Raw genomic sequence first — 26,321 nt, forward strand, 5'->3', positions numbered from 1 at the left:
TTCTTGACCACGACCCGATCCTCGACCGGACGTTGCGACAAGTTGCCATTCTCGCGATATCCTGGCCTTGAAGACATCGGGCATGTCGATCTCCAGACAGGCCAGGGGCCGAGAACCATCCAATCGCGCTGCGGGTGACGAGAATGACCGAAACGGAAGACACCGCCACCAATCGGAACAAGGGCAAGCCGGCCCCCGGGACATCGAAGGGGTCCGGGGCGACACCCGCTAAGTCCCGTCCGGCCGCCCCTGAAGACACGGTTGCCGGCGTCACGATCACGCATCCCGAACGGCTGCTTTTTAACGGCGGCATCAGCAAACTTGATCTTGCCCGCTACTACGCGGTGGTCGCCGATCGCATGCTGCCCTACGCTGCCAGGCACCTGCTGTCGCTCGTGCGCGCGCCGCAGGGGCTGAAGGGACCGCGCTTCTACCAGAAGCATGCCGGGGATGGTTTTCCCGAAGAGATCAAGGAAATCGCGATCACCGAAAGTTCCGGCGAAACCGAAAACTACATGTACGTGCAAGATGCTGCCGGCCTGGTCGCCGCGGCGCAGATGGGATCGCTCGAATTCCACATCTGGGGTTCGCGGGTCGATGCGCTTGAAACACCGGACCGGCTGGTCTTCGACCTCGACCCGGACGAGGGCCTTGATTTCGGCATGGTCAAGACCGCAGCGACGGCGCTTCGCGATGCGCTCTCCGCCATCGGATTGGCATCGATGCCGATGGTTACCGGCGGCAAGGGCGTGCACGTGATAGCACCCCTGGCAGAGCACGCTACCTGGGCGCAGGCCAAGGCCTTTGCCAAGACCTTTGCGCAAGGCTTTGCCGATCGCGAACCGGACAAGTTCATCGCCACCATGTCGAAGGAAAAACGGAAAGGGCGGATCTTCATCGACTGGCTGCGGAACGAACGCGGCTCGACGGCGATCGCCCCCTACTCGACCCGCGCACGGGACGGTTGCCCGGTCGCCACGCCCGTCAGTTGGGAGGAGCTTGCCGGTCTTGACGCCGCCAATAGCTTCCGCATGGCCGACAGTCTCGAACGGATCGAACGCGGCACGGATCCCTGGCGGGACTTCGCGAAGGCGAAGCAATCGCTCACCGACGAGATGCTGAAGCAGCTCGGCGTGGAAGCGGCGGACTAGGCCCGCGCGCGTGCCGGACTAGCCGGCGCTCTCCTTGGCATGCTGGAACTTGTAGGCCAGCGCCTCCGGCAGCCGCCGCGGGCGGCCCTGAGCATTGATCACGGCGATGATCACCTTGGCAGCGATCAGCAACTGTTCGCCGCGGCGAATTTCCTGCTGCAGCACCATCTTGGCGCCGCCGGCCTTCTCCGTGACGGTCGTGATCGTCAGGATATCGTCCATGCGCGCCGGCGCCTTGAAGTCGATCTCCATGCGGTGGACGACGAAGACGAGGCCCTCGCTGTCGCCCTCGATCGCCAGTGTCGCCTGTTCGACGCCGAGCAGCCGCAGGAAATCGGTGCGGGCGCGCTCCATGAAGTGCAGGTAGCGGGCGTGGTAGACGACGCCGGAAAAGTCGGTGTCTTCGTAATAGACGCGCTGGATCAGCTGATGGCCGTTTTCGGTCAGTTCGCCTGCGAGCGAAATCAGGGACATACTTTTCTCCGAAAGAATTTCCCGTTTCCTGTGCAGGAACAAAAAGTCGTTTGCAAGCATTGCAGCCTTGTCACAATCCTATCTTATCACGTGACGGACTTCCTTTGCGATCAGGAGAACGTGCATGAAGATTGCGATTCTCGGCGGCGACGGTTTCGTCGGCTGGCCCACGGCCCTTCATTTGTCCGATGCCGGTCACGACGTTCATATCCTCGACAATCTCTCCCGCCGATGGATCGATACGGAACTGGGCGTGCAGTCGTTGACGCCGATGGATTCGATCCAGGAACGCACCCGCATCTGGCATGCCGAAACCGGCCGCCGCATCCATTTCAACCTGATCGATCTTGCCCGCGACTACGAGCTTCTGAAGAACTGGCTCGCCGAGCACCGCCCTGACGCGATCGTGCATTTCGCCGAACAGCGCGCCGCCCCCTATTCGATGAAGAGCGACCGCCACAAGAACTACACGGTCAACAACAACGTCAACGCCACCCATAATCTGCTGAACGCGCTGGTCGAACTCAGCCTCGACGCCCACCTGGTCCATCTCGGCACCATGGGCGTTTACGGCTACTCCACCATCGGTGCGGCGATCCCCGAGGGTTATCTGCCTGTCGGCGTCGAAACGATGGGCGGCGAGACTGTCAGCCAGGAAATCCTCTACCCCGCCAATCCCGGCTCGATCTACCACATGACCAAGTGCCTGGATCAGTTGCTCTTCCAGTTCTATGCCAAGAACGACGGGCTCAGGATCACCGATCTGCACCAGGGCATCGTCTGGGGCACCCACACCGAGCAGACGCGCCGCCACCCGCAGCTCATCAACCGCTTCGATTATGACGGCGACTACGGCACCGTCTTGAACCGCTTCCTCATCCAGGCGGCGATCGGCTATCCGCTGACCGTGCACGGCACGGGCGGCCAGACCCGCGCCTTCATCCATATTCAAGATTCGGTCCGCTGCATCGAGCTGGCGCTCACGAACCCGCCGGCGCGCGGAAGCCGCGTCGAGATCTTCAACCAGATGACCGAGACCCACCGGGTGCGCGACCTCGCGGAGATGATCGCGTCGATATCGGGCGCCCAGGTCGCCTGGCTGCCGAACCCGCGCAAGGAAGCCGCCGAGAACGAGCTCGTCGTGCACAACGAGAAATTCCTGAGCCTCGGCCTCAACCCGACCCGGCTGCAGGATGGGCTTCTCACGGAAATCGTCGATGTCGCCAAGAAATTCGCCTATCGTGTCGACCGAACGCGCGTGCCCGCCGTCTCCGCCTGGACCAAGGACATCGCGCCGCTCATCAACCACGACCCAGAGGGCAAGCGGCTGAAATCCGTTTCATGAGATCGACCGATCCTTCGGAGGGGCTCCGCCCCTCCTCGCCTCCCCAAGCCGACCATGCCTATGTGACGCTCATCACCAATGGCGATTACGCGCTCGGCGCCCGCGCGCTGGCGCGCTCCATAAGGCTGACGGGCACGAAGGCCGATATCGTCGTGCTCCATACCGGCGGCGTTTCGCGCGAGGCGCTGGCGCCGCTCGCAGAATTCCAATGCCGCCTGGTCGAGACCGACCTGCTGCCGCTCTCCGACGCCTTCAACGCGCGTCATCAGCGCCGGAACGTGCACGAAATGGCGCCCTTCACCAAGGGCCGCAAGCCCGACTTCCACTCGCCGCTCGACAACTTCTGCAAGCTTCGGCTCTGGCAGCTTGGCGAATACCGACGCTGCGTCTTCATCGACGCCGACGCCATCGTTCTCAGGAACATCGACCGGTTGTTTGCCTATCCGGAATTCTCCGCCGCCCCCAATGTCTACGAAAGTCTCGCGGATTTTCACCGGCTGAATTCCGGCGTCTTCGTCGCCGAACCGTCATGGGCGACCTTCGACAGAATGCTCTCTCAGCTTGACGCACCCGACGCCTTCTGGCCGCGCACCGACCAGACCTTCCTGCAAGCCTTCTTCCCGGACTGGCACGGCCTGCCGGTGACCATGAACATGCTGCAATATGTCTGGTTCAACCTGCCGGAACTCTGGGACTGGAGCGCGATCGGCGTGCTGCACTACCAGTATGAAAAGCCCTGGGAGAAGAATCATCCGCGCCGGGAGGCCCTGCAGCCGTTGATCGATCTCTGGCACGGCTATCTTACAGGAGAGGCTATTCCGGACATCCCATCGCTCGCCAACCCGGTCCGCCGATGACCCGGGTGCTTGTCTCCGGCGGCACGGGCTTCGTCGGCCGCTTTATCGTCGAGCATCTGCTACAGGCCGGGTACGAGGTGGTGGTCGGCGGGCGCACGCGGCCCCCAGACACCTTCTTTGGCGGACCTGTTGATTTCGTGCCCCTGTCGCTCGGTCCGACCATCGATCACAGAGCGGCCTTCGACAATGTCCAGTGTTTCATCCATGCCGCCTTCCAGCACATCCCCGGCCGATATCGCGGCGGCGAAGGCGACGACCCCGAGGGCTTCCGCCGCGCCAATCTCGATGGTTCGGTCCGCCTGTTCGAAACGTCACGCGAACAGGGCGTGGAGCGCTGTATCTTCCTGTCGAGCCGCGCGGTCTATGGAGCACACCCGGCGGGCACGGTGCTGACCGAGGGGTCGGCCTGCCACCCCGAGAGCCTCTATGGCACGCTCAAGCTTGAGGCGGAGCGGCAACTGGAACTGCTCGGCACTAACGACTTCAAGACAGCGAGCCTGCGCGTCACCGGCGTCTACGGAGCGCCGGGCAATGGGGCGTCGCACAAATGGCAGACCATGTTCGACGACTATCTCCGGGGCCGCCCGGTTGCACCGCGGGCCGGCACGGAAGTGCATGGCGACGATGTCGCAACCGCCGTGCGCTTCGTGCTTGAAGCGGAAGCACGCCGCCTGCCGGCTTCGGTCTTCAACGTCTCCGACATCCTCGTCGACAGCCGCACCATTCTGGAAATCGTGCGCGAAATCAACGGTTGCACGAATGACCTGCCCGAACCGGCCGCATTGGCTGATTTCAACGCTATGGACTGCGACCGCTTGCGCGCGCTCGGCTGGGTGCCGGGCGGGCTGCCGCGGCTGCGCGAGACGATCGAAGAGCTGCTCGGCTGAGGCCGCAGCACAGAGCCGTTCTGTGTCGATCAAGGACTCCTTTAAGGAGTATTAATTTACAATTTAACACCCCAGGTTGCTTTCGAAAATCCGCGCTATGTTGGCTGTGCGGAACGGTTCCGCTCCGCGCAAAAGCTCAACCCTCCCGTCGATCGACGGCGCTTCGAAGGAAATCAATCATGCCTATCGAGACGTTGAATCCTGAAGTCTGGAAGCTTGTCGGCACTTTGAACGGTGAATGGAAAACGAATGGCGGCAATGATTTTGGCTGGGGTACGGTCAAGACCTCATCGCAAACCTTGACCGCAAACGCCTTGCTTTCGGTTTACAAACTGATGCGCGGCAACCAGAACCTGACGCGTGACTACTATCTCGTCGTCGGGGATGTCTATCACGGCATCCAGGGCTCGCCGTCCAACCCGTCGTCCAACTGGGTGTCGGTCGGCTTTTACGCCAATCAGATGAAGCTGCGCCTCGAAACGAACTCGTCGCAGGCGCGGCTGGTAACGTTCGGGCCCAACAGCACCGTCGAGCAGGCGACGATCAGTTTCTCGATCGGCGGCGAACTCAGCGCCGAATACAGCAAGGAAGGTCCGAAGGGCGGCGCCTCGCTCAGCGCCAATGTGGGTGTCAGCTTCACCGCCTCCGAGGTTTCGTTTGCGGCGCGGCCCGCAACGCAATCGATCGAGTGGCAGGCGCGGCTGCCCCATGTCGGCTGGGTGTCGCCAGGAGTACCGGCAAATCCCGGTCGCCCGTCCTATGCCGGCTACATCTGGAATGCAGCCGCGATCATCGAGGTGCCGCAAGGCGCAACCCCCAACTTCAAAGGGCGCTTCGAAGTGGACTTCGAATTCAATTGGACGCGCGGCATTCGCAAGCGGTCGTTCACGCCCGAGATCGATCTCGTCTACCAGTCTCTTACGAGGACCGGCACCAGCGACATCGAGGTCGTTCCGCCGCTGCCGACGATACTGGAGACCTTGCGCTCCCTCGCTTCTTCGACCGGCCGGGACGGCAAGACCGACACCTTCCTGGCAGCGCTGGAAAACTCTCGCGTGATCGATGCCCTCGGCGACAGCAATCTCGACCAGATCGTCATCGCGCCGACCAACTTGGCCGTCCAGACCTACTTCGATAAGCACCCGCAAATCGCGCTCGAGGCGGTTTCGCCGGCAAACCAGGCCTGGCTCGATAGCTGGGTCGCCGAACGGATCATCAGCACACCGCCCGGCTCAGTTGAACTGGCAACGCTCAGCCCTTCGGTGAAGAGCATGAGCGAGGGAGAATGGTACCAGTGCGCCGACGGCCTGCTGTTGGTCACCGACACCTATGAGGTCGCGTCCGGCCTGCGGGGCGCACTGCGAAGCGGCGCCATCCGGGCCGCCTGAGGCCACGTGATGAACGGGCGCCAGCTCGGCTCAACGGAGCGAGCCGGCGGAGGAAAACGGGTCTGGCGTCGTCTTGACGCCAGGCTCTTTCAGAGCGAGACCAGCAAGCTTGGAATTTGTCGCTCAGCCGAGATCGATCACCACGATCTCCGGTGGCATGCCGAAGCGAACCGGCGCAAGCGAGCAGCCGAGACCGCCGGAAACGATCAGATTGCAATCGTTCTCGGTCACATGGCCATAGGCGTAGCGCTCGCCGAAACGCGAGGGCACGACCGGCGCATAGCCGAGAAACCGCACCTGGCCGCCATGGGTATGGCCCGACAGCGTCAGCGCGACACGCGATGGAACGCGCGGGAAGACATCCGGCTCATGCGCCATGAGGATGACCGGATCGGCATCGCTCACCTGGGCGAGCGTGCCGTCGAGATCGTCGAGACCACCCATGTGCCTGCGCTTCCATTTTTTACCGGGCAACAGCGCCAGCTGATCTTCGAGGCCGGCGACCCAGAAACCCTGCCCGTCCTTCTCGAAGCGGGCAGCCCGGTTGCTGTAGACGTTGATGCCGACGTCCTGCAGCGCCTTGTGCCCAAAGGTCGGTCCGCCACCGTTCGTCTGCGCCGTCCTGTCCTCCCACCAGTCGTGATTGCCCATGACGGCGTGCACGCCGAGCGGTGCCTCGAGGACTGCGAGCGCCTTCGACCATTCGCTGGAATGCACATAGCTGGTGACAAAGTTCATGCCGGCCACATAGTCGCCGAGCAGCAGCGTGATATCGCCGCCAAGCGAGTTGGCCTGCCGGCAAATCGAAGCGATGCGGCTCGCCGGCATCCAGGGCTCGCAGGCGTGGATGTCGGTAAGCACGACGACGCGCAGCTTCAGCCCCGGCGTCCAGTTGGGCGGCCTCAATTTGTATCGGGTGACGTTCAGCCGGGCCAATGGTTCGACGGCAAAGGCGTAACCGCCAAGTGCTGCCATACTGGCGATACCGCCGCCGATCAGTTTCAACAATCCGCGGCGGCTGATCATCTAGTCGTCGTCCTCTAATGTCAGGCGAAACTGGGTCGCCTCCATTTCCTTGGGGGGATTAAGGCCGATATGTTTCCAGGCATTGGCGGTCAAAATACGGCCGCGCGGTGTGCGTTGGATGAAGCCCTGCTGGATAAGATAGGGCTCAATGATATCTTCGATCGCATCGCGCGGCTCCGAAAGGCCGGCGGCGATGGTTTCGATCCCGACAGGACCGCCGCCGAAGTTCTGCGCGATCATGAAGAGATAGCGCCGGTCGAGCTGGTCGAGGCCCATATTGTCGACGAGCAGCCGCGTCAGCGCCTCGTCGGCGAGTTCCTTGGTAACGGCTTCCGCACGCGCCACTTCGGCGAAATCGCGCACCCGGCGCAACAGCCGGCCGGCGATGCGCGGCGTGCCGCGGGCGCGACGGGCGATCTCGCGGGCGCCGTCGTCGGTCATGCCAAGCCCCATCAGCCGGGCGCCGCGCCGGACGATCGATTCCAGTTCCTCGACCGTGTAGAAATTGAGCCGCACCGGAATGCCGAAACGGTCGCGAAGCGGCGTCGTCAGAAGGCCAAGCCGGGTGGTCGCCGCCACCAACGTGAACTTCGACAGATCGATCTTCACCGACCGTGCCGCCGGGCCTTCGCCGATGATGAGATCGAGCTGGAAGTCCTCCATCGCCGGGTAGAGGATTTCCTCGACCGCCGGATTGAGCCGGTGGATTTCGTCGATGAAGAGCACGTCGCGCTCTTCGAGATTGGTGAGCAGGGCTGCGAGATCGCCGGCCTTGGCGATCACGGGACCGGAGGTCGAGCGGAAATTGACGCCGAGTTCCTTGGCCATGATCTGCGCCAGCGTCGTCTTGCCGAGACCGGGCGGGCCGACGAAGAGCACATGGTCGAGCGCCTCGCCGCGGTTCTTTGCGGCCTCGATGAAGATCTTCAGGTTGGCGCGCGCTTCCGCCTGGCCGGTGAAATCGTCCAGCGTCTGTGGGCGCATGGTCGCATCGATGTCTTCACCGCGCTTTTCCGGCGTTATCAGGCGTGCGGCGTCAGTCATGCGTTCGTTCCATTCGGTCGGGCAGCTCAGCGCTGCAACCCGTCATCATGCCGGGCACGATGCGTTCTGCCTTCTGCACCCGGCCAAGGCAAGCGTTCATCGCGCCAGTTCTTTCAGGCCCAGGCGAATGAGTTTGGCGCTGTCGCCGCCTTCGCCGCCGTTCCTCAGGGCCGCCGCAACGGCATTGGCCGCTTGGTCGCGCGAGTAGCCGAGATTGGTGAGCGCCGAAACCGCATCGGAAACCGGCGCGGAGGCGACGCCCTCGCCAAGCTCCTGCTTGAGGCCGATCGACGCCGACATCTCGCCGGCAAAGGACGGCGCCTTGTTCTTCAGTTCCGTGACGATGCGCACCGCCACCTTGGGCCCGACACCGGGCGCACGGGAGACGGAGGTCTTGTCCTGCAGCGCGATCGCATTGGCCAGTTCGCCCGGCGTCAGGGTGGATAGCACGGCCAGCGCCACCTTCGAGCCGACCCCCTGCACGCTCTGCAGCAGACGGAACCACTCCCGCTCCAACGCTGTCAGGAAGCCGAACAGCTTCAGCTGGTCCTCGCGCACATAGGTCTCGATGAAGAGGATAGCCGCCTCGCCGGCAGACCCGAGCCTGGACAAGGTGCGCGCCGAGCAAAAGGCAACGTAGCCGACGCCATGCACATCGAGCACGACGTGATCCTCGGCGATCTCGTCGATGGTACCCTTCAATTTGCCGATCATGTGGCGTCTCTCGCGGTGGGTTCTGGATGGTCCCCGGACCATCGGAAATTATCGTGTCGGGCGCAACTACGCCATCAATGCGGCAAGCCGGCTCGTCACCGATTGCCGGTTGTGGGCATGGCAGATGGCGATCGCCAATGCGTCCGCCGCGTCGTTGCCCTTGAACTCGGCCTTCGGCATCAGAACCTTCAGCATCATGTGGATCTGCTGCTTCTCGCCGTGGCCGACGCCGATCACCGCCTTTTTGACGGCGTTCGGCGCGTATTCGGCGACCCTCAGGCCCGCGCGTGCCGGCACCAGCATGGCGATCCCGCGCGCCTGGCCGAGCTTCAGTGTCGCCGTCGCGTCCTTGTTGACGAAGGTCTGTTCGACCGCCGCCTCATGCGGCTGATAGCCGTGCACCACCTCGGCAAGCCCGTCATGCAACTGGCAAAGTCGGGAGGCGAGATCCATGTCACCATCCGAGGTCACCGTGCCCGAGGCAACGAAACGCAGCGAATTGCCGAGCGTCTCGATGATGCCCCAGCCGGTACGGCGGAGCCCCGGATCGATACCGATGATACGAATCGTGGTCTGCATGGATTTCACCCTATGATGTCAGCCCGGACGCTGCCAGCAAAAAGTGAACAAAACAAAAACATACGCACAGTTGAGACGCGGACTCAGGTTTTCTTCGGCAGCGCCCTTGGATTGAGGAAAATTGAGCTTACATAGCCTTGCATCAATTTCTCTCAATGAAGGCCTTTGCCATGGCGACTTTCTCCGTCCTCGATCTTTCCCCGATCACTGAAGGCGGCAGCGTCGCCCAATCGCTGGAGAATTCGCGCCGACTGGCCCAGGCGGCGGAGGAGAACGGCTACACCCGTTTCTGGCTGGCCGAGCATCACGGCATGAAGGGTATCGCCAGTGCCGCGACCTCGATCGTGATCTCGCATGTGGCGGCTGCCACCAAGACGATCCGCGTCGGCTCCGGCGGCATCATGCTGCCGAACCACTCGCCGCTTGTCATCGCCGAGCAGTTCGGCACGCTCGCCGCTCTTTACCCCGGCCGCATCGACCTCGGTCTCGGCCGCGCTCCAGGCACCGACATGCGCACCGCCCAGGCGCTTCGCCGCAACATGGAAGCGAGCGGCAACAACTTCCCGAACGACGTCGTCGAACTGCAGGCGCTGCTCGGCCCGGTCGCCGAAGACCAGAAGATCATCGCCGTGCCGGGCGCCGACACCAATGTGCCGATCTGGCTGCTCGGCTCCAGCCATTTCAGCGCCCATCTCGCCGGCATGCTCGGCCTGCCCTTCGCGTTTGCCTCGCATTTCGCACCCGACATGCTGCTCTCGGCGCTGGAGATCTACCGCGAGCGCTTCACGCCCTCCGAGACCCTTGCCAAGCCGCAGGTGATGGTCGGCGTCATGGGGGTCGCCGCCGAAACGGACGAGGAGGCGAACTACCTCTTCACCTCCATGCAGCAATCCTTCGTGGCGCTGCGGCGCAATGCCCGCGGGCAGTTCCCGCCGCCGGTCCAGTCGATGGATGGGCTGTGGAGCTACGACGAGAAGATCTTCGTCGACCATTCGATGATGTATGCGGTCGTCGGCGGGCCCGAGACGATCCGGCGCAAGATCGGGGCGTTCCTGGAACAGACGAAGGCCGACGAGCTGATCATCTCGATGCCGATCTTCGACATGGACGCGCGGCTGAATTCGCTTCGCCTCTTCGCCGACGCTCAGCGCGATCTCGCCAAGGCGGCCTGAGGCGGGCCGATCAGATCGCCCCGAAGGCGGGTGCGATCTCTTCCAGATTGGCAAAGAATCGATCCGGCCCGAGCCCTTGCAGGAAAACCGGGTCGGCATAGCCCCAGGCGACGGCCCCTGCCGCCACACCGGCCTTTCGCGCCGCCTCGATATCGCGCGCCTCGTCGCCGATCGCCAGGATGCGAGCCGCATCGAGGCCGGAGTGCCTGATCGCCCGCTTGAAGTGCTGCGCCTTGCCGAAGAGCGCGGCCCCGCATTCGAAGAGATCGACAGTCGCAGCCGCTTCGCCGAGCGCGGCACGAATCCCCTCTTCCGCATTCGAGCTGACAATCGCAATGCCGATGCCCGCCGCCTTCAGTTTCCAGAGAAGCTGAGCGGCGCCCGGAAACAGCCGGACGCTTGCGGCTTCCGCTGCCATGGCCCGGCGCATGAAGGTGGCGATCTGCGGCAATTTCCAAACGGGCACGCCGAGTTGCGCGATGATCTCGCGGCTGCCCATCGCCCGCAACGACTGGAACTCCTCGACAGAGAGTTCGCGGAAACCGTAGCGCCGCGCAGCCGCATTGCACGCCGTCATGAAGCTTGCCGCCGTATCGGCAAGCGTGCCGTCGAAATCGAAGATCGCGAACTGATAGGTCATCGGGCCATCCAAAGAAAAACCCGCGCCCTTTCGGACGCGGGTAGGAAATCTTCAAGCGACGGTCGCCCCAATCAGGCCGACAGCTTCGCCAGGATCTCGTCCGACACTTCGAAGTTCGAGTAGACGTTCTGGACGTCGTCGTCGTCTTCAAGGATGTCGATGAGCTTCATCAGCGACTGTGCCTTTTCTTCGTCGACCGGAACGGTGTTCTGGGCCTTCCAGATCGCCTTGACCGTTTCGGCTTCGCCGAGCGCGTCTTCGAGCGCCTTGGAGACTTCGCCGATCGCTTCGAAGCCGCAGATGATCGTGTGGCCGTCCTCGTCGGTGGTGACGTCGTCGGCGCCAGCCTCGATTGCCGCGTCCATCACCTTGTCGGCGTCACCGACGGAGAGCTTGTAGGTGATCTCTCCGACGCGATCGAAGGAGAAGGAGACCGAGCCGGTTTCGCCGAGCGCGCCGCCGGCCTTGGTGAAGGTCGAGCGCACGTTGGAGGCGGTGCGGTTACGGTTGTCGGTCAAGGCTTCGACGATGACTGCGACGCCGCCCGGGCCATAACCCTCGTAGCGGACTTCTTCGTAGTTCTCCGCGTCGCCGCCGGAGGCCTTCTTGATTGCCCGTTCGATGTTGTCCTTCGGCATCGACTGCGCCTTGGCGTTCTGGATCGCCAGGCGCAGGCGCGCGTTCATTGCGGGATCGGGCATGCCCGACTTGGCGGCAACCGTGATTTCGCGCGCGAGCTTGGAAAACATTTTCGAGCGCACCGCATCCTGACGGCCCTTGCGGTGCATGATGTTCTTGAACTGTGAATGGCCAGCCATGGCACCCTCTGCATGCATTAATTTGAATGGAATGGGGCGCCTTATAGTTTTATTGCCGCTTTCCGTCCAGCCGGGGGGCGGTTTTTCAGTTGGCCGAGACCTGCGCGCGGCTGAGGAGGAAGCTGTGCCCGTCGTCACGACGACAGGAAAGACCGGTGCGTTCCGACACGCAGGAGAACGGCCCGCGCGACCAGCTTTGTCCATAGTCGAGAACGGTTCCGACCGAGCAACAACTCGGATCGCCGACGGCGTGATTGATCGTGGCGGCCCCCGCCCGGCCAAGTGTCGCCCTGACATAACGCGGCGCGACGATATCGCAGGCCAGTTCCGGACCACCGTCGGCGGGCTGATAGACGGACGTGCCGCCAGCCGGCGTATAGATGCAGCCGATATTGCCCGAGGGCATCGCGAAAATCTCCTGCTCAGTTGCCGGTTTGACCGCGGTCTCCGATTGGCTTTGCGGCTGTTGTCCCTCTGGAGACGGCATGCGCGGCGGCGGCACGCCACCGGCCTCGGCAAGAGTTGAAAAGGAGAGAAAGAGCGATACGCCAACCACGAGCAACTTCATCGGGCGATCCCAGGATGTTCAAACGCCCTTGAGAATATAAATCAGTGGTTTGCTTGGCAAGGAACGCAGGGATACTTTGATACCGGCGCTGTCCGCATAACGCTTGTCGTAGTCGTCGCCGAACATGTCGAGGAAAGCCTCGATCGGCGGGCCGCGGCGATGCATCGGCAGAATCAGTGACGAGCGCAGCCGGCTGACGACCCGGCTCATGCTTTCCGCCCCCATGGTCAGGCCGCCATCGACAGGCACCATCAGCACATCAAGCCGACCGATCTGGCCATAGTGGATGTCGTCGAGCTCATGGTGCAGATGGCCGAGATGCCCGATGCAGAGATCCGCCACCTCGTAGATGAAGATCGAGTTCCCGTCGTGCTCCATGGCGCCGCCACCGGCGCGAATGTCCGTCGTCACGTTGCGGATGTAGGCGTCGCCGACCACGAGATCGTGGCGCGCCGGTTGGCCGCTGTCGCTCCAGCCGTGCAGCACGGTCTTGATCGCCGGATCCGGCGTCAGCGTGTAGTGGCTCGAATGCGCCTTGTTCATGGTCGCGACCGTCGGCGGCGCCGACGGTGCGTACCAGCCGCTGTAGTCGGTTGCGATCGAGACGCCGCCGGGCGTCTCGATCAGGAAAGTGGAATGGCCGAGATAGCTGATCGTCACTTCGCCGGCCGTCGTCTGCCCCTTGGTGGCGGCAGCAGGCGTGAAACTGGCGAAGGTGGCCTGGGGGATCGTCTCGGCGATCGCCTGGCATTGGCTGACAGGGCGCGGCTGCTGCTGCGCATGGGCAACCGATGGCCAGGACGCGTGGATGATCCATATGGCGGCGAATGTGTAGACAAAGTACCGGAGCATCAGCCTTCACCTCTCTCACTTGCCGCCCGACCTCGGGCCCTGGGGGCACGCAGCAGGCAGGTATTGAACAGCGAATGGAAGCCTTTGCCTTCGCTCGACCGAACGGTGGCGTCACGGGGCCGGGAGAGAATTGTTCAAGGGCCGGGCCACGTCCAGTTACAAACGGCAGGCGGTGCTCACGTTTACGTCACCGACCCCGGGGGACGATCAAGAAACTATAACCTCTTCAAAGCCAAATGCCCCGGCATTGCTACCGGGGCATCTGTCCGATTGTCGTCAGGCCGGCGTTACTCGGCCGGGTGCGGTGCCGGCTCGCTCACGGCCACCTTGCGTCGCCGGAATGACCGGAGCGCGACGTAGAACACCGGCGTCAGGAACAGGCCGAGGAACGTTACCCCGAGCATGCCCGAGAAAACCGCGGTACCCAGCGACTGGCGCATTTCGGCGCCCGGGCCGGTCGCGATCATCAGCGGCACAACGCCGAGGATGAAGGCGAAGGCGGTCATCAGGATCGGGCGCAGGCGCAGCTGGCTCGCTTCCACCGCCGCCTCGATCGGCGTCTTGCCCTCGTCCTCGCCCTGCCGCGCGAACTCGACGATCAGAATCGCGTTCTTGGCCGCAAGGCCAATCAGCACGATCAGCCCGATCTGCGTCAGCACGTTGTTGTCGAGCCCGCGGATGAACACGCCGACCAGCGCGGCCAGCACGCCGAGCGGCACGATCAGGATGATCGCCAGCGGCAGGACCCAGCTTTCGTACTGGGCCGAAAGCGCCAGGAACACGAAAACGACCGACAGTGCGAAGATGAACACCGCGGTGTTGCCTGTCTGGCGTTCCTGGTAGGCGAGTTCCGTCCACTCGAAGGTCGTGCCCTGCGGCAGGATCTGGGCGGCGAGCGCCTCCATCTTGTCGAGAGCCGTACCCGTCGAGACGCCGACCGCGGGGTTGCCCTGGATCGGCACCGAAACGTACATGTTGTAGCGCTGCACCAGTGTCGGACCGGCCGTATCCTGGATCTCGACAAGCGTACCCATCGGCACCAGCGCACCGGTTGCCGAGCGCACTTTCAGCGCCAGGATGTTGTCACGCTCGACTCGGTACTGCTGGTCGGCTTGCGCCCGCACCTGGTAGACGCGGCCAAAGGCGTTGAAGTCGTTGACGTAGGACGTACCGAGGTTGATCGACAGCGCTTCGAAGATGTTGGGGATCGGCACGTTGAGCGTGCGTGCCTTGTCGCGGTCGATCGCCAGGAAGTATTGCGGACTGGAGGCCGAGAAGGTGGTGAAGACCCCTGTCAACCCTGCCGTCTGGTTGGCGGCGCCCATCATCTGGTAGGCAAGCCCGAGCGCGCGGCGCATGTCGGAGCTCTGGCGGTCCATGATCTGCATCTTGAAGCCGCCGGAGTTGCCGATGCCGCGCACCGAGGGCGGCGGCACGGCGATGATGAAGGCTTCCTGGATGCTCTGCAGGCTGCCATAGAGCTGGCCGATGATCTGGTTGGCCCCCTGCCCGTTCTTCAGCCGCTCTTCGAAGCTTTCGAAGGAGGCGAAGACCACGCCCGAATTGGACGCGTTGGTAAAGGTCGCACCGTTGAAGCCGGCAAAGGCAACAGCACTTTTCACGCCCGGCACGTCCTGGATGATCTTCGAGGCCCGCTTGACGACGGCGTCCGTCCGGTCGAGCGAGGCGCCGTCCGGCAGCTGGATCACGACGATCGCATAGCCCTGGTCCATGGTCGGCACGAAGCCGCGCGGCACGATCTGCGCCATGTACCAGGTGGCCCCCAGCAGCCCGACGAAGACGAGAAGGGCCGCGGCCAGCGCCGCCTTCGTCGAGACGAGCTTGCGCACGACCCATCCATAGCCCGACGCCATTCGGTCGAAGCCGTTGTTGAAGCCGTTCGCCAGAGCCTTGCCGAACCGCGTCAGCGGATTGCGGCTTTCATGATGGCCGTTCTCGTGCGGCTTCAACAGGATGGCCGCCAGCGCCGGTGACAGCGTCAGCGAGTTGAAGGCGGAAATCACCGTTGCGACCGAGATCGTCACGGCGAACTGCAGGTAGAACTGGCCGGCGATGCCGGGGATGAAGGCCGTCGGCACGAAGACCGCGGTCAACACCAGCGAGATCGCGATGACGGCCGCCCCCACCTCGTCCATGGTCACATGCGAGGCCTCGCGCGGGGTCATGCCGCGCGCGAGATTTCGCTCGACGTTCTCGACCACCACGATCGCATCGTCGACGACGATGCCGATCGCCAGCACCAGGCCGAACAGCGTCAGCATGTTCAGCGAGAAGCCGAAGGCATAGAGGAACGCGAAGGTACCCACGAGTGACACGGGGATGGCGACGATCGGGATGATCGCCGTTCGCCACGACTGCAGGAAGACGAGCACGACGATGGCGACGAGAATGGCCGCCTCGGCGATCGTCTTGTAGACCTCGTTGATCGATTCCGAGATGAACTCGGTCGGGTTGTAGACGATCCGGTATTCGAGCCCGTCGGGGAAGTCCTTGGAAACGTCGGTCATCACCTTCTGGATCTGCTCGGCGGCGTCGAGCGCATTGGTGCCCGGCCGCGAGAAGATGCCGAGCGCCACCGCCGGGCTGCCATCGAGATAGCTGTTGTTGACGTATTCGCGGGCGCCAAGCTCGACGCGGGCGACGTCCTGCAGCTGCACGAGACGCCCGGTTTCCGTCGCCTTGACGATGACGTAGCGGAACTGCCGCGCATCGCTGAAGCGGCCGTCCGTCGTGACCGTGTACTGGAACGCGCTGTCACCCGGCGCCGGCGGACCGCCGATCGAGCCGCCGGAGACCTGCACGTTCTGCTCGCGTAGCGCCTGCACCACGTCGCCGGCCGTCATGCCGTAGGCCGACAGTTTCTCCGGATCGAGCCAGACACGCAGCGCATATTCGCGCTCGCCGAACAGGATGACGTCGCCGACGCCGTCGAGCCGCACGAGCAGATCGCGGATGCGCGTGCGCGCATAGTTCGAGACGTAGAGCTGGTCATAGCGTTCGGTCGGTGAGAGCAGATGCACGACCATCATCAGGTCGGGCGAACTCTTGGCCGTGGTGATGCCGATGCGCCGGACTTCTTCCGGCAGCCGGGGCTCAGCGATCGACACGCGGTTCTGCACCAGCACCTGCGCCTGGTCGAGGTCGGTGCCGAGCTTGAAGGTGATCGTCAGCGCCATCGAACCGTCCGCGGTCGAATAGGAGGACATGTAGAGCATGTTCTCGACGCCGTTGATTTCCTGTTCGAGCGGCGTCGCGACGGTGTTGGCAACGGTATCGGCGTCGGCGCCCGGATAGGCGGCGCGAACGACGATGGTCGGCGGCGCAATTTCCGGATACTGCGCTACGGGAAGCTGAAAATAGGCGATGCTGCCGACGATCAGGAGCACGATCGACAGCACCGACGCGAAGATCGGCCGGTCGACGAAGAAGTGAGCAAACCTCATTGCGCCGCCCCCGCTGCTTGCGCTTCGGGGGGAAGCTGCACCGTCTCGGGCTTCACCTTGGTGCCGGGGCGTGCCCGCATCAGGCCGTTGACGACAATGGTCTCGTCGCCGGTCATGCCGGAGCGGATGACGCGGTAGCCATGCAGCTTCGGGCCGAGACGGACAGGCTTGGTCACCACTGTTCCGTCCCCGATCACCTCGTAGACAATGCGCTCGTTCTGGTCGGCGCCGATCGCCTCGTCCGGAATGAGGACCGCCTTGTAGGTGTTCGAGCCTTCGATCTGGACACGGCCGAAGAGACCGGGCTGCAGCACGAGGCTCGGGTTATCGAGACGGGCGCGGACGCGCATCGTGCCGCTCTGCGGATCGACGCGGTTTTCGGCGAAGTCGAGCTTGCCCTTGAACGGCTCCTCTTGCGAGTCGGCGATGGTGACCAGCACTTCGAGCGAGCCGCCGCCTTCCTGCAGCGCGCTGCCGCGCTCGCGCGCAACCCGGGCATAGGAAAGCAGCCGCCGTTCGTCGACGTCGAAGTAGAAATCGATCGGGTCGAGCGACACGATCGTCGTCAGCACTGTCTGGTCAGCCTGAACGAGATTGCCCGTCGACAGCAGGCGCCGGTCGACGCGGCCGCTGAGCGGCGCGGTGATGGTGGTGTAGTCAAGGTCGAGCTTGGCGCGCTCGACCGCCGCTTCCGCGCCGCGCACCAGCGCCTGCGCCGACAGGAGTTCGCGGCGGTGATCGTCGAGCGTCGAGACCGAAAGCGTGCCGGTGCCCGTCAGCGATTGCGTCCGCTTGAACTGGGCCTCGGCGAATTCCAGCGAGGAGCGCGCCGATTCCAGCGTCGATTCGGCCTGGGAGAGAGACGTGCGATAGGGCCGCTGGTCGATGACGAAGAGCTTGTCGCCCTTCTTCACCAGGGCGCCGTCGGTGAAGTTGACCTCGTCGAGATAACCGCCGATGCGGGCGCGGACCTGCACCTCGTCGACAGGCTCGAAGCGGCCGATGAACTCGTCGCTGTCGATGACATCCCGCACGACCGGCTTGGCGACGGTCACCACGGGCAGTTGCGCGTCCTGCGCCTGGGCACCGATTGCGGATAGAAGGGAAAGAGAAGCGCCGACGATCATCGGCAAATGCCACTGAGACAACATGCATGCCCTCCGAATGCACTTGGATCACGAGGGGCAGCCAATCGACCAGACCACCGCAATCGCTTTGAACATTTCAGAGCGGGGCCCGTGCGCAAAACAGCCGCATTACCCGTCCCGCTCCGCACAAATCCTCGGATCGGCAGCGATCCGAGAGGCAAAGTCACACAAGCAATCAAATGATACAGCGGCCTTGCGCCCTTCGGCCCGCGAACGCTGTCAGGTCAAAACCGCCCGCAGCGGGCATCGGCCCGAAACGCGGCGACAACAGCACATGCCCGCAATCCAGGACTGCGGACACCATTCATTCTGCAAAAACCCACGAATACATCACGCCCCGGCCCGGCGTGATTTCGCGATAACCTGCCATCATTTGATGGGGTTGTCACCTTGAAAAAAATCAATTCCGATAAGGCGATACGGGACAACCAAAGGTGCCCGCGCGCAGTTTTGCGCTGCGCCTCAGGACGCCGCCTGCCCTGGCCTTAAGACCAGAAATCCGGGATCGTTTCCGCCAGTCTCGGCCCAAGTCGCAGCGGCGCGATCTTCTCGGCAAGCCCGGTGCGATCGGAGATCTCGACCCCGAGACCGCAGATGGTGGCCGGACCCGACGCCGCCTCGAAGCGCCCCTTCGGCATCTTCGAGATGAAGCGGTTGAGCGGCTCTTCCTTGTCCATGCCGAGCGAGGAATCGTAGTCGCCGCACATGCCGGCATCACTCATATAGGCGGTGCCGCCGTTGAGGATCTGGTGGTCGGCGGTCGGCACGTGCGTATGCGTGCCGACGACGAGGCTCGCGCGTCCGTCGACGAAATGGCCGAAGCACTGCTTTTCGCTGGTCGCCTCCGCATGAAAGTCGAAGACGATCGCATCCGCCTGCTCGCCGAGCGGGCAGGCATCGAGGATCGCCTCGGCCGACTTGAAGGGATCATCGAGTTCGGGATGCATGAAGACGCGGCCCATGACGTTGGCGACCAGCACGCGCGCGCCGTTACGTGCAAAGAACAGGTTGGAGCCGCGGCCGGGTGTGCCGGCGGGATAGTTGGCCGGGCGCAGGAACTGGTCGTGCCGCTCGCAGAAGACCACCGCTTCCTTCTGGTCCCAGACGTGGTTGCCGGTGGTCACCACGTCGGCGCCGGCGTTGATCGTTTCGAGGAAGATGTCTTCGGTGATGCCGAAGCCGCCGGCGGCGTTCTCGCCGTTGACGATGACAAAGTCGAGCTTGAGGTCGCCGATCAATCCCGGAAGCCGCTCCCAGACCGCCGTACGGCCCGTCTTGCCCACCATATCTCCCAGAAACAGAAGCCTCATGCTCGCTCAAATCCTACCAAGGCAGCTCCGGCGGAAGCGCGTAAGCGGTAGTTGCGGCCGGACCTGCGTAAAACAAAGAGGTAGAGCGTCTACACGATCCTGGCCCGACAGGAAACGCCCAAGATCGATTCCGCCGGAATCGCGAACCGATCGTCGGCCGCGGCCTGCACGATTTCAAGGCGCAGGGCCGTTCCTCGGCTACGTCATCAATTAGAAATGCCGGAACCCGCTCTCGGTGAGCACGGCATCCAGCGCCACATCATGCGGTTCGGCCGGCACGGTGGCGACTTCCTGGCAGTCGAAGGCAATGCCGATCAGCTTCGGCAGGTGCCCCTTGTTGCGCAGCCGGTCGATCGCCCGGTCATAGTAGCCGGCGCCGTAGCCGATCCGGTGACCGGTCGCGTCGAAGGCCGAAAGCGGCACGAGCATAATATCCGGGTCGAGCACCGGTGCATCCGGGCCAGGCCCGGTGGTGCCGAAGCCGGTGGCGATGATGTCGACGCCATCGAGCAGCTCGCGAAAGACGATCGTCTGCTTGTCCATGATCACGGGCAGGCAGAGCCGGGCCCCGCGGCTTTTCAGCCGCGCCATCAGCGGCCGGATATCGACCTCGGAGCGGATCGGCCAGAAGCCGGAAACGATGTGACCGGGATCGAGCGCAATGACGTCGCCCGCATGGTCGGCCATGGTCAGGCTTGCCTCGATCCGTATCTCCGCGGGCATCGCATCGCGCAATGCCAGCCGCTCGTTGCGCAGCGCCGCCTTCAAGTCCTTCGGTGACATCGTGCCCTCTCCTGCCTCATGCCATCGTCGCGGACGAATTTTCTTCCCGAAATGGCACAACCCGTCACTTTCTCGCCGATTCCCGGCTCAATCACCAGCCTATACACCCGATGTCGCCCATGCATAGCCACCCGCTTCGCCGCTTTTGCCGCGGTTTGCGACAGCACGGCCAGCGCCTTCCCGGTTCGGCACAGCATTAGCGTTCCGTTCATCATGGACGACGGTTCCGCTTTCGCGCATCGGCGACCGCATGCAAATAAAGACGCGATTTCAAATAATTAGCAGGAACTAATGCCCGCGTTCGATGTATGGACGCGCTCCTGCAGGCAGCAGTGGAAAAGCCGACGTCCATGAAGGACCAGATGAAAGAACTCGAACCGTTGGAACTGCGTTGCCTGACGCTCGCCGCCCGCGGCCGCACGCGCCAGGACATGATGCGCGAAACCGATATTCCCCTCGACCGGATCGACCGGGCGCTGGAAGACGCCATGCGCAAGCTGCAGGCCGGCAATCTGGCCGAAGCCGTCTTTCGTGCCGCAAGGCTCGATCTCATCTCGTAAGGATTGGCGCGGGGACTGCCTAGAGCATCCAGTGCGACCGATAGACCGCCTGCTCCAACATCCGCTCCCGCCGTCGAAGGTCGAAGTCGACTGCCGGGATCCCGGCGTCGCGCAGCAGCAGCGGCCTGTCCGCCGGCACCTCGGCAGGCGCCTCGACAAGCAGCAAATCGGCGGCCCATCGCCTTGCCCTGCGTCGGGCGGCAGCGAACGTGTCGGAAAAGGCGAGAACGGCAAGTACGCTCATGGCAGGGACTCGAGCCTAGGATGATCTGACAGAACGATCTTCGTCCTCGCGTTGACATTTGACAAACGAATTGCAAGCATGACTGTCATCAGAAATTCTGATGGTTGACGCCATGCCCCTCCCCCTTGATAGCGATCTGCTCAGAACCTTTCTCGCAGTTGTCGATACCAGCAGCGTCACGCGCGCCGCAGACATCGTCGGGCGTACCCAGTCGGCCGTCAGCATGCAGATCAGGAAGCTCGAGGATGTGCTCGGCGACGCCCTGTTCGAGCGCCATTCGCGCGGTGTGGTGCTGACTCCGCAAGGACTGCGGCTCGTCGACAATGCCAGGCGCATCGTCACCCTGCTCGACGACACCGCCGCCGCGCTGCGTCAGCCGGCGCTCGACGGCGCCGTTCGGATCGGGCTGCCCGAGGAATACATCAACTCGACCTTGCCGAAAGCGCTCGGCAGTTTCGCGGCCATCCACCCGGGCGTCGAAGTGACCGTGCAGCAGGGCGCCTCGATGACCAATGTCGCGGCACTGGAGGCGGGAGAGATCGACCTTGCCGTCGTCTTCGAGCCCGGCGGAAAGACGAGGAACGAGGTGCTGATGATGGATCCGACCGTCTGGGTGACGTCGGAGCAGCACCGGACCGACGAACGCCGTCCGGTACCGATCGCGACCTATACCTATCTTGAAGGCGGCTGGTGCGACGACCTTGCCCAGCGCAATTTGAGGAAATGCCGCATCGACAACCGCGTCGCCTATGTCAGCCGCACCAGCGGTGGCCTGATGGCGGCGGTGGTGTCCGGCCTTGCCATCGCGCCACTTGCCCGCAGCAGCATCCCGTCCGGCTGCCGCGAACTGACGGCCGATGACGGCTACACCGTGATCGACCACTCGAATGTCGTGCTGCGGATTTCAAAGGCCGGGAACGGCAAGGACCGGATCGTCGAGGCCATGGCCGACGCCATCCGCCGGGCTTTTGCCGGGGACTGAGCGAGCAGTCGAAAGGAGGGAGAAGTGCGATCCACACAACCGATGGATATTTTACGATCCCGGGTGCCTACAAAGTAGGTGGGCGCCATGTGTCCGAACCCACGGGTCCGGACAGGGACAGCTCCCTTAGGATCGAGTATGGCCCCGGGGATTGTGGTTCCTGTCGGGGAGCGCAGACCGCATTCGATATATAAAGTGTCTCGGTGCTTCGCGCCAGTGGCTCGCCGACGAAACCTTGTCAGCTCGACGGCGTCGTGGGGCGGCCGTTCAGCTTGGCGGCGATACCGTGGATCTGCTGGGTCACTTCGCTGAGCGCCGAGGCCAGCGCCTCCTCGTTCTTCAGCTGATCCGAAAGCGCGGCGTCGCGCCCATTCGTCAGGTTGCCGACCTCGGCTTCGAGGTTCTTCAGCCGGCGATTGACCTCGCTGAGCTCGTCCATGACCATGATGCCGGCCATGACGGTCAGGCGCAGATCGCCGATCTCGCCAAACTGGGTCTTGAGGTGTCCGACATACTGATCGAAATTGGTGGCAAGCTCGATCAGATGATCTTCCTGCCCTTCCTCGCAGGCCATGCGATAGGCCTTGCCGTCGATCGAAACTGTCACCTGCGCCATGTCGCTTGTTCCTAGCGGTCGAGCACCGCCCGAATGGTTTCCATCGCCGTCACGAGGCGACGGGAAACCTCACGGTTGACCTCCTCGAGCCGGTTTGCCCGGAACTGCGACTGATCGAGTTCCTGCGCCAGTCGCGACCGGTCGGTGTTGACGCGTCGCACCTCGCCCTCGAACTCGCTGAAGTCCCGCTCCCTGTCAAACCGACCGTCGATCGCATTCTCCAGGGATTGCACTGCGTTTCGCAGTTCGTCGATCGCCGCTTTGACAGTCTTTGCCGGCATGTGTTCCGAATACCTCGCCCATGAGGCCGAATCGCCCGAATCCCGTCCGCCGCTTCGGCTCGATCTTTTTTAAACCTATTACGTAAGTCTCAACAATGCCAAGTACAGCAAACAACAGCGGAAGCTGTGGATGGATTGCGTAGCCGGCTTTCTTCAACGGCAGTGCGGTAGGCTTGTTGCATTGCGGAACAAGCACCGCGGCGGGGGCCGGAGCAACCTGCCGTCAAATGGCCGCGGAAGGCCCGTATTTGTTGACTCGCACGGCGCACCTGCTATGTGTCAGCCGCTTCTTGCGCGGTCTTTGGAGGATAGAGACCGTTCCCTGACCACCGAACGCAAACGGAACAGTCATGATCTCTCGCGAAAAACACGACCGGATGGCAAATGCGATCCGTTTCCTCTCCATGGATGCCGTCGAGAAGGCAAATTCCGGCCACCCTGGCCTGCCCATGGGTGCAGCCGACATAGCGACAGTCCTCTTTACGCGCTATCTGAGCTTTGACCCCAAGAATCCGTCCTGGCCAAACCGCGACCGCTTCGTGCTGTCGGCCGGCCACGGCTCGATGCTGCTCTATTCGCTGCTCTATTTGACGGGCTACGAAGACATCTCCATCGACGAGATCAAGAACTTCCGCCAGCTCGGCGCCCGCACCGCCGGCCACCCGGAATACGGCCACGCCGCCGGCATCGAGACGACCACCGGTCCGCTCGGCCAGGGCATTGCCAACGCCGTCGGCATGGCGATCGCAGAGCGCAAGCTGCGTGACGAATTCGGCTCCGACCTGATGGAGCACTATACCTACGTGCTCGCCGGTGACGGCTGCCTCATGGAAGGCATCAGCCAGGAAGCGATTTCGCTCGCCGGCCACCTGAAGCTCAACAAGCTGATCGTCTTCTGGGACGACAACAACATCTCGATCGACGGCCCGATCTCGATCGCCGACTCGACCGACCAGCACGCCCGCTTCCGCGCCTCCAACTGGAACACCATTGCCGTCGACGGCCATGATCCGGACGCGATCGCCGCTGCGATCGACCAGGCGCAGAAGTCCGACAAGCCGACCATGATCGCGGCTAAGACGACGATCGGCTTCGGCGCACCGAACAAGGCCGGCACCCACAAGGTTCACGGCTCGCCGCTCGGCGCCGAGGAAATCGCCGCCACCCGCAAGGCGCTCGGCTGGGAAGCCGAAGCTTTCGTCGTTCCCTCCGACGTGCTCGACGCCTGGCGTCTGGCCGGCCTGCGCTCCACCAAGGCGCGCAAGGAGTGGGAAGACCGTCTTGAAAAGAGCGAGGCCGAGAAGAAGGCCCAGTTCGTTCGCCGCTTCTCCGGCGAACTCGAAGGCCGCCTCTCCTCGGCCATCGACGACTACAAGAAGAAGCTCGCCGAAACCAAGCCGTCGCCGGCAACCCGCAAGGCTTCCGAGGACGCGCTCGAAGTCATCAACGGCGTTCTGGCCGAAACCATCGGCGGCTCGGCTGACCTGACCGGCTCGAACAACACCAAGACGAGCCAGACCAAGTCGATCACCCCTGACGACTTCTCCGGCCGCTACATCCATTGGGGCGTTCGCGAGCACGGCATGGCCGCTGCCATGAACGGCATGGCGCTGCATGGCGGCGTCATCCCCTATTCCGGTGGCTTCCTGATCTTCTCGGACTACTGCCGTCCGTCGATCCGCCTGGCCGCCCTGATGGGCATCCGCGTCATCCACGTGCTAACGCACGATTCCATCGGCCTTGGCGAAGACGGCCCGACGCACCAGCCGGTCGAGCACATGGCAGCGCTTCGCGCCATCCCGAACCTGTTGATGTTCCGCCCGGCCGACGCCACGGAAACGGCCGAGTGCTGGCAGCTGGCGCTCGAAAGCCACAACCGTCCGTCCGGCATCGCGCTGACGCGCCAAAACCTGATGGCCGTTCGCACCGAGTACGAAGAAGAGAACCTGTGCGCCCGCGGCGCCTACGACCTGATCTCGGCCGCCGACGCCAAGGTCACGATCTTCGCCACCGGCTCGGAAGTCGAAATCGCCGTCAAGGCCTGCCAGACGCTGACCGCCAAGGGCATCTCGACCCGCGTCGTCTCCGTTCCCTGCTTCGAGCTTTTCGCCGAGCAGAGCGAAGACTACCAGCAGGCGATCATCGGCAACTCGCCGGTCAAGATCGCCGTCGAAGCCGGCATCCGTCAGGGCTGGGATCACTTCATCGGCAGCGATGGCACCTTCATCGGCATGTCGAGCTTCGGCGCTTCCGGCCCCTACAAGGAGCTTTACAAGCACTTCGGCATCACGCCTGAGGCGGTGGTTGCCGCCGCGGAAACGAAGCTCGCCTGATCAATCTGCGGGGCGCGCCGAAAGGTGCGCCCCGCTTTTTTCGTACCACGTCAGTCAGACAGGGAGAGACCCATGACAGTGAAAGTCGCCATCAACGGTTTTGGCCGCATCGGCCGCAACGTGCTCCGCGCCATCGTCGAATCCGGCCGCACCGACATCGAAGTCGTTGCGATCAACGACCTCGGCCCCGTTGAGACCAACGCTCACCTGCTGCGCTATGACTCGATCCACGGTCGCTTCCCGGCCGAGGTCAAGGTCGAAGGCGACACGATCACCATCAACGGCGGCAAGCCGATCAAGGTGACCGCGATCAAGGATCCGGCAACGCTGCCGCACAAGGAACTCGGCATCGACATCGCGATGGAATGCACCGGCATCTTCACCGCGCGCGACAAGGCTGCAGCCCACCTGACGGCCGGCGCCAAGCGCGTCATCGTCTCGGCCCCGGCCGACGGCGCCGACCTGACGGTCGTCTACGGTGTCAACCACGACCAGCTGACCAAGGACCACCTGGTCATCTCCAACGCATCCTGCACGACGAACTGCCTGGTTCCGGTCGTCAAGGTCCTGAACGATACCATCGGCATCAGCCACGGCTTCATGACCACGATCCACTCCTACACCAACGACCAGCCGTCGCTCGACCAGATGCACAAGGATCTGTACCGCGCCCGCGCCGCCGCTCTGTCGATGATCCCGACCTCGACTGGCGCTGCCAAGGCCGTTGGCCTGGTTCTGCCGGAACTGAAGGGCAAGCTCGACGGCACGTCGATCCGCGTCCCGACCCCGAACGTCTCCGTCGTCGACTTCAAGTTCGTCGCCAAGCGCAACACCTCGGTCGAGGAAATCACTAACGCCATCAAGGCCGCCTCCAATGGCGCGCTCAAGGGCGTTCTGGGCTACACGGAAGAGCCGCTCGTTTCGCGCGACTTCAACCATGACAGCCACTCCTCGATCTTCGCGATCGACCAGACCAAGGTCGTCGAAGGCAACTTCGTGCGTATCCTCACCTGGTACGACAACGAGTGGGGCTTCTCGAACCGTATGGCCGACACGGCGGTCGCGTTCGCCAAGCTCATCTAAGA

General features: G+C 63.4%; 25 protein-coding genes, 1 other RNA gene and 1 pseudogene. 10 read left to right on the forward strand and 17 right to left on the reverse strand.

Annotation, left to right across the window (positions count from 1 at the left end; all coding sequences use genetic code 11):
* Positions 1-149: 149 nt before the first annotated feature.
* Positions 150-1,151 (forward strand): annotated as a pseudogene (gene ligD, locus IB267_RS27615) (non-homologous end-joining DNA ligase); the annotation flags it as partial.
* Between the two features lie 18 nt (positions 1,152-1,169).
* On the opposite strand, the gene ybgC reads toward ligD, so the two are convergent.
* Positions 1,170-1,625, reverse strand: coding sequence for a tol-pal system-associated acyl-CoA thioesterase (gene ybgC / locus IB267_RS27620; protein ID WP_043624113.1), 456 nt, complete (start codon positions 1,623-1,625; stop codon positions 1,170-1,172).
* 124 nt (positions 1,626-1,749) lie between these two features.
* On the opposite strand from ybgC, the gene IB267_RS27625 reads away from it, so the two are divergent.
* From IB267_RS27625 to IB267_RS27640, 4 genes are all read left to right on the forward strand, one after another.
* On the forward strand, positions 1,750-2,970 hold the full coding sequence (locus tag IB267_RS27625) for an NAD-dependent epimerase/dehydratase family protein (protein WP_192450694.1): 1,221 nt from the start codon (positions 1,750-1,752) through the stop codon (positions 2,968-2,970).
* A complete protein-coding gene (locus tag IB267_RS27630; RefSeq protein ID WP_192450695.1) occupies positions 2,967-3,827 on the forward strand; it encodes a glycosyltransferase in 861 nt (286 codons plus the stop codon). The genes IB267_RS27625 and IB267_RS27630 overlap by 4 nt, the downstream gene beginning before the upstream one ends.
* Positions 3,824-4,714 (forward strand): NAD(P)-dependent oxidoreductase, encoded by an 891-nt coding sequence (locus IB267_RS27635; protein ID WP_192450696.1) that lies wholly within the window; start codon positions 3,824-3,826, stop codon positions 4,712-4,714. Before IB267_RS27630 ends, IB267_RS27635 begins: the two co-directional genes overlap by 4 nt.
* A gap of 179 nt (positions 4,715-4,893) precedes the next feature.
* Entirely contained in the window at positions 4,894-6,102 is a 1,209-nt protein-coding gene (locus tag IB267_RS27640; RefSeq protein WP_043624101.1) for a hypothetical protein, read from the forward strand.
* 123 nt (positions 6,103-6,225) lie between these two features.
* Here IB267_RS27640 and IB267_RS27645 read toward each other — a convergent pair whose 3' ends face one another.
* The 4 genes from IB267_RS27645 to ruvC form a co-directional block, all read right to left on the reverse strand.
* On the reverse strand, positions 6,226-7,128 hold the full coding sequence (locus IB267_RS27645) for a metallophosphoesterase (protein WP_192450697.1): 903 nt from the start codon (positions 7,126-7,128) through the stop codon (positions 6,226-6,228).
* Positions 7,129-8,172 carry a Holliday junction branch migration DNA helicase RuvB gene (gene ruvB, locus IB267_RS27650; protein WP_192450698.1) on the reverse strand — a complete coding sequence of 348 codons (1,044 nt, stop codon included), beginning with the start codon at positions 8,170-8,172 and terminating at the stop codon, positions 7,129-7,131.
* A gap of 96 nt (positions 8,173-8,268) precedes the next feature.
* Positions 8,269-8,886 carry a Holliday junction branch migration protein RuvA gene (ruvA, locus tag IB267_RS27655; RefSeq protein WP_192450699.1) on the reverse strand — a complete coding sequence of 206 codons (618 nt, stop codon included), beginning with the start codon at positions 8,884-8,886 and terminating at the stop codon, positions 8,269-8,271.
* Positions 8,887-8,952: 66 nt separating this feature from the next.
* On the reverse strand, positions 8,953-9,465 hold the full coding sequence (gene ruvC, locus IB267_RS27660) for a crossover junction endodeoxyribonuclease RuvC (RefSeq protein WP_043625534.1): 513 nt from the start codon (positions 9,463-9,465) through the stop codon (positions 8,953-8,955).
* 170 nt (positions 9,466-9,635) lie between these two features.
* Here ruvC and IB267_RS27665 point away from each other — a divergent pair, with 170 nt between their 5' ends.
* Positions 9,636-10,637: an LLM class flavin-dependent oxidoreductase gene (locus tag IB267_RS27665; protein ID WP_192450700.1), complete on the forward strand. Its 1,002-nt coding sequence runs from the start codon at positions 9,636-9,638 to the stop codon at positions 10,635-10,637.
* Between the two features lie 10 nt (positions 10,638-10,647).
* Here IB267_RS27665 and IB267_RS27670 read toward each other — a convergent pair whose 3' ends face one another.
* From IB267_RS27670 to IB267_RS27705, 8 genes are all read right to left on the reverse strand, one after another.
* Complete coding sequence (locus IB267_RS27670; protein ID WP_192450701.1) at positions 10,648-11,277, reverse strand: HAD hydrolase-like protein; 630 nt, start codon at positions 11,275-11,277, stop codon at positions 10,648-10,650.
* 71 nt (positions 11,278-11,348) lie between these two features.
* Complete coding sequence (locus IB267_RS27675) at positions 11,349-12,095, reverse strand: YebC/PmpR family DNA-binding transcriptional regulator (protein ID WP_192450702.1); 747 nt, start codon at positions 12,093-12,095, stop codon at positions 11,349-11,351.
* 85 nt (positions 12,096-12,180) lie between these two features.
* Entirely contained in the window at positions 12,181-12,663 is a 483-nt protein-coding gene (locus tag IB267_RS27680; RefSeq protein WP_246764953.1) for a hypothetical protein, read from the reverse strand.
* Between the two features lie 18 nt (positions 12,664-12,681).
* Positions 12,682-13,518 carry an MBL fold metallo-hydrolase gene (locus IB267_RS27685; protein ID WP_192450883.1) on the reverse strand — a complete coding sequence of 279 codons (837 nt, stop codon included), beginning with the start codon at positions 13,516-13,518 and terminating at the stop codon, positions 12,682-12,684.
* Positions 13,519-13,802: 284 nt separating this feature from the next.
* The gene (locus tag IB267_RS27690; RefSeq protein ID WP_192450703.1) at positions 13,803-16,979 is read right to left on the reverse strand and encodes an efflux RND transporter permease subunit; all 3,177 of its coding nucleotides are present in this window, start codon (positions 16,977-16,979) and stop codon (positions 13,803-13,805) included.
* Positions 16,976-18,130 carry an efflux RND transporter periplasmic adaptor subunit gene (locus tag IB267_RS27695; protein ID WP_192450704.1) on the reverse strand — a complete coding sequence of 385 codons (1,155 nt, stop codon included), beginning with the start codon at positions 18,128-18,130 and terminating at the stop codon, positions 16,976-16,978. The genes IB267_RS27690 and IB267_RS27695 overlap by 4 nt, the downstream gene beginning before the upstream one ends.
* A gap of 482 nt (positions 18,131-18,612) precedes the next feature.
* The gene (locus IB267_RS27700; protein WP_034806196.1) at positions 18,613-19,437 is read right to left on the reverse strand and encodes a YmdB family metallophosphoesterase; all 825 of its coding nucleotides are present in this window, start codon (positions 19,435-19,437) and stop codon (positions 18,613-18,615) included.
* A gap of 210 nt (positions 19,438-19,647) precedes the next feature.
* Positions 19,648-20,220 carry a 5-formyltetrahydrofolate cyclo-ligase gene (locus IB267_RS27705; protein WP_043625555.1) on the reverse strand — a complete coding sequence of 191 codons (573 nt, stop codon included), beginning with the start codon at positions 20,218-20,220 and terminating at the stop codon, positions 19,648-19,650.
* 362 nt (positions 20,221-20,582) lie between these two features.
* Here IB267_RS27705 and IB267_RS27710 point away from each other — a divergent pair, with 362 nt between their 5' ends.
* Positions 20,583-20,780 (forward strand): transcriptional regulator, encoded by a 198-nt coding sequence (locus IB267_RS27710; protein ID WP_234798710.1) that lies wholly within the window; start codon positions 20,583-20,585, stop codon positions 20,778-20,780.
* Between the two features lie 19 nt (positions 20,781-20,799).
* Here the strand turns inward: IB267_RS27710 and IB267_RS27715 are convergent, their stop codons facing one another.
* Positions 20,800-21,024, reverse strand: coding sequence for a hypothetical protein (locus IB267_RS27715; protein ID WP_192450705.1), 225 nt, complete (start codon positions 21,022-21,024; stop codon positions 20,800-20,802).
* A gap of 112 nt (positions 21,025-21,136) precedes the next feature.
* Here IB267_RS27715 and IB267_RS27720 point away from each other — a divergent pair, with 112 nt between their 5' ends.
* On the forward strand, positions 21,137-22,006 hold the full coding sequence (locus tag IB267_RS27720) for a LysR family transcriptional regulator (protein ID WP_192450706.1): 870 nt from the start codon (positions 21,137-21,139) through the stop codon (positions 22,004-22,006).
* A gap of 24 nt (positions 22,007-22,030) precedes the next feature.
* Here IB267_RS27720 and ssrS read toward each other — a convergent pair.
* The 3 genes from ssrS to IB267_RS27735 all read right to left on the reverse strand — a co-directional run bounded on the left by ssrS (position 22,031) and on the right by IB267_RS27735 (position 22,903).
* Positions 22,031-22,188, reverse strand: a non-coding RNA gene (gene ssrS, locus IB267_RS27725) — 6S RNA.
* Between the two features lie 56 nt (positions 22,189-22,244).
* The gene (locus tag IB267_RS27730; RefSeq protein ID WP_034806187.1) at positions 22,245-22,622 is read right to left on the reverse strand and encodes a cell division protein ZapA; all 378 of its coding nucleotides are present in this window, start codon (positions 22,620-22,622) and stop codon (positions 22,245-22,247) included.
* 11 nt (positions 22,623-22,633) lie between these two features.
* A complete protein-coding gene (locus IB267_RS27735) occupies positions 22,634-22,903 on the reverse strand; it encodes a DUF4164 domain-containing protein (protein ID WP_034806184.1) in 270 nt (89 codons plus the stop codon).
* 350 nt (positions 22,904-23,253) lie between these two features.
* Here IB267_RS27735 and tkt point away from each other — a divergent pair, with 350 nt between their 5' ends.
* Positions 23,254-25,236 (forward strand): transketolase, encoded by a 1,983-nt coding sequence (gene tkt, locus IB267_RS27740; RefSeq protein ID WP_043625569.1) that lies wholly within the window; start codon positions 23,254-23,256, stop codon positions 25,234-25,236.
* A gap of 72 nt (positions 25,237-25,308) precedes the next feature.
* The gene (gene gap, locus IB267_RS27745) at positions 25,309-26,319 is read left to right on the forward strand and encodes a type I glyceraldehyde-3-phosphate dehydrogenase (RefSeq protein WP_034806178.1); all 1,011 of its coding nucleotides are present in this window, start codon (positions 25,309-25,311) and stop codon (positions 26,317-26,319) included.
* The last annotated feature ends 2 nt before the right edge of the window (positions 26,320-26,321 follow it).

The organism is Ensifer sp. ENS09, assembly GCF_014852425.1.
GTDB lineage: Bacteria > Pseudomonadota > Alphaproteobacteria > Rhizobiales > Rhizobiaceae > Ensifer.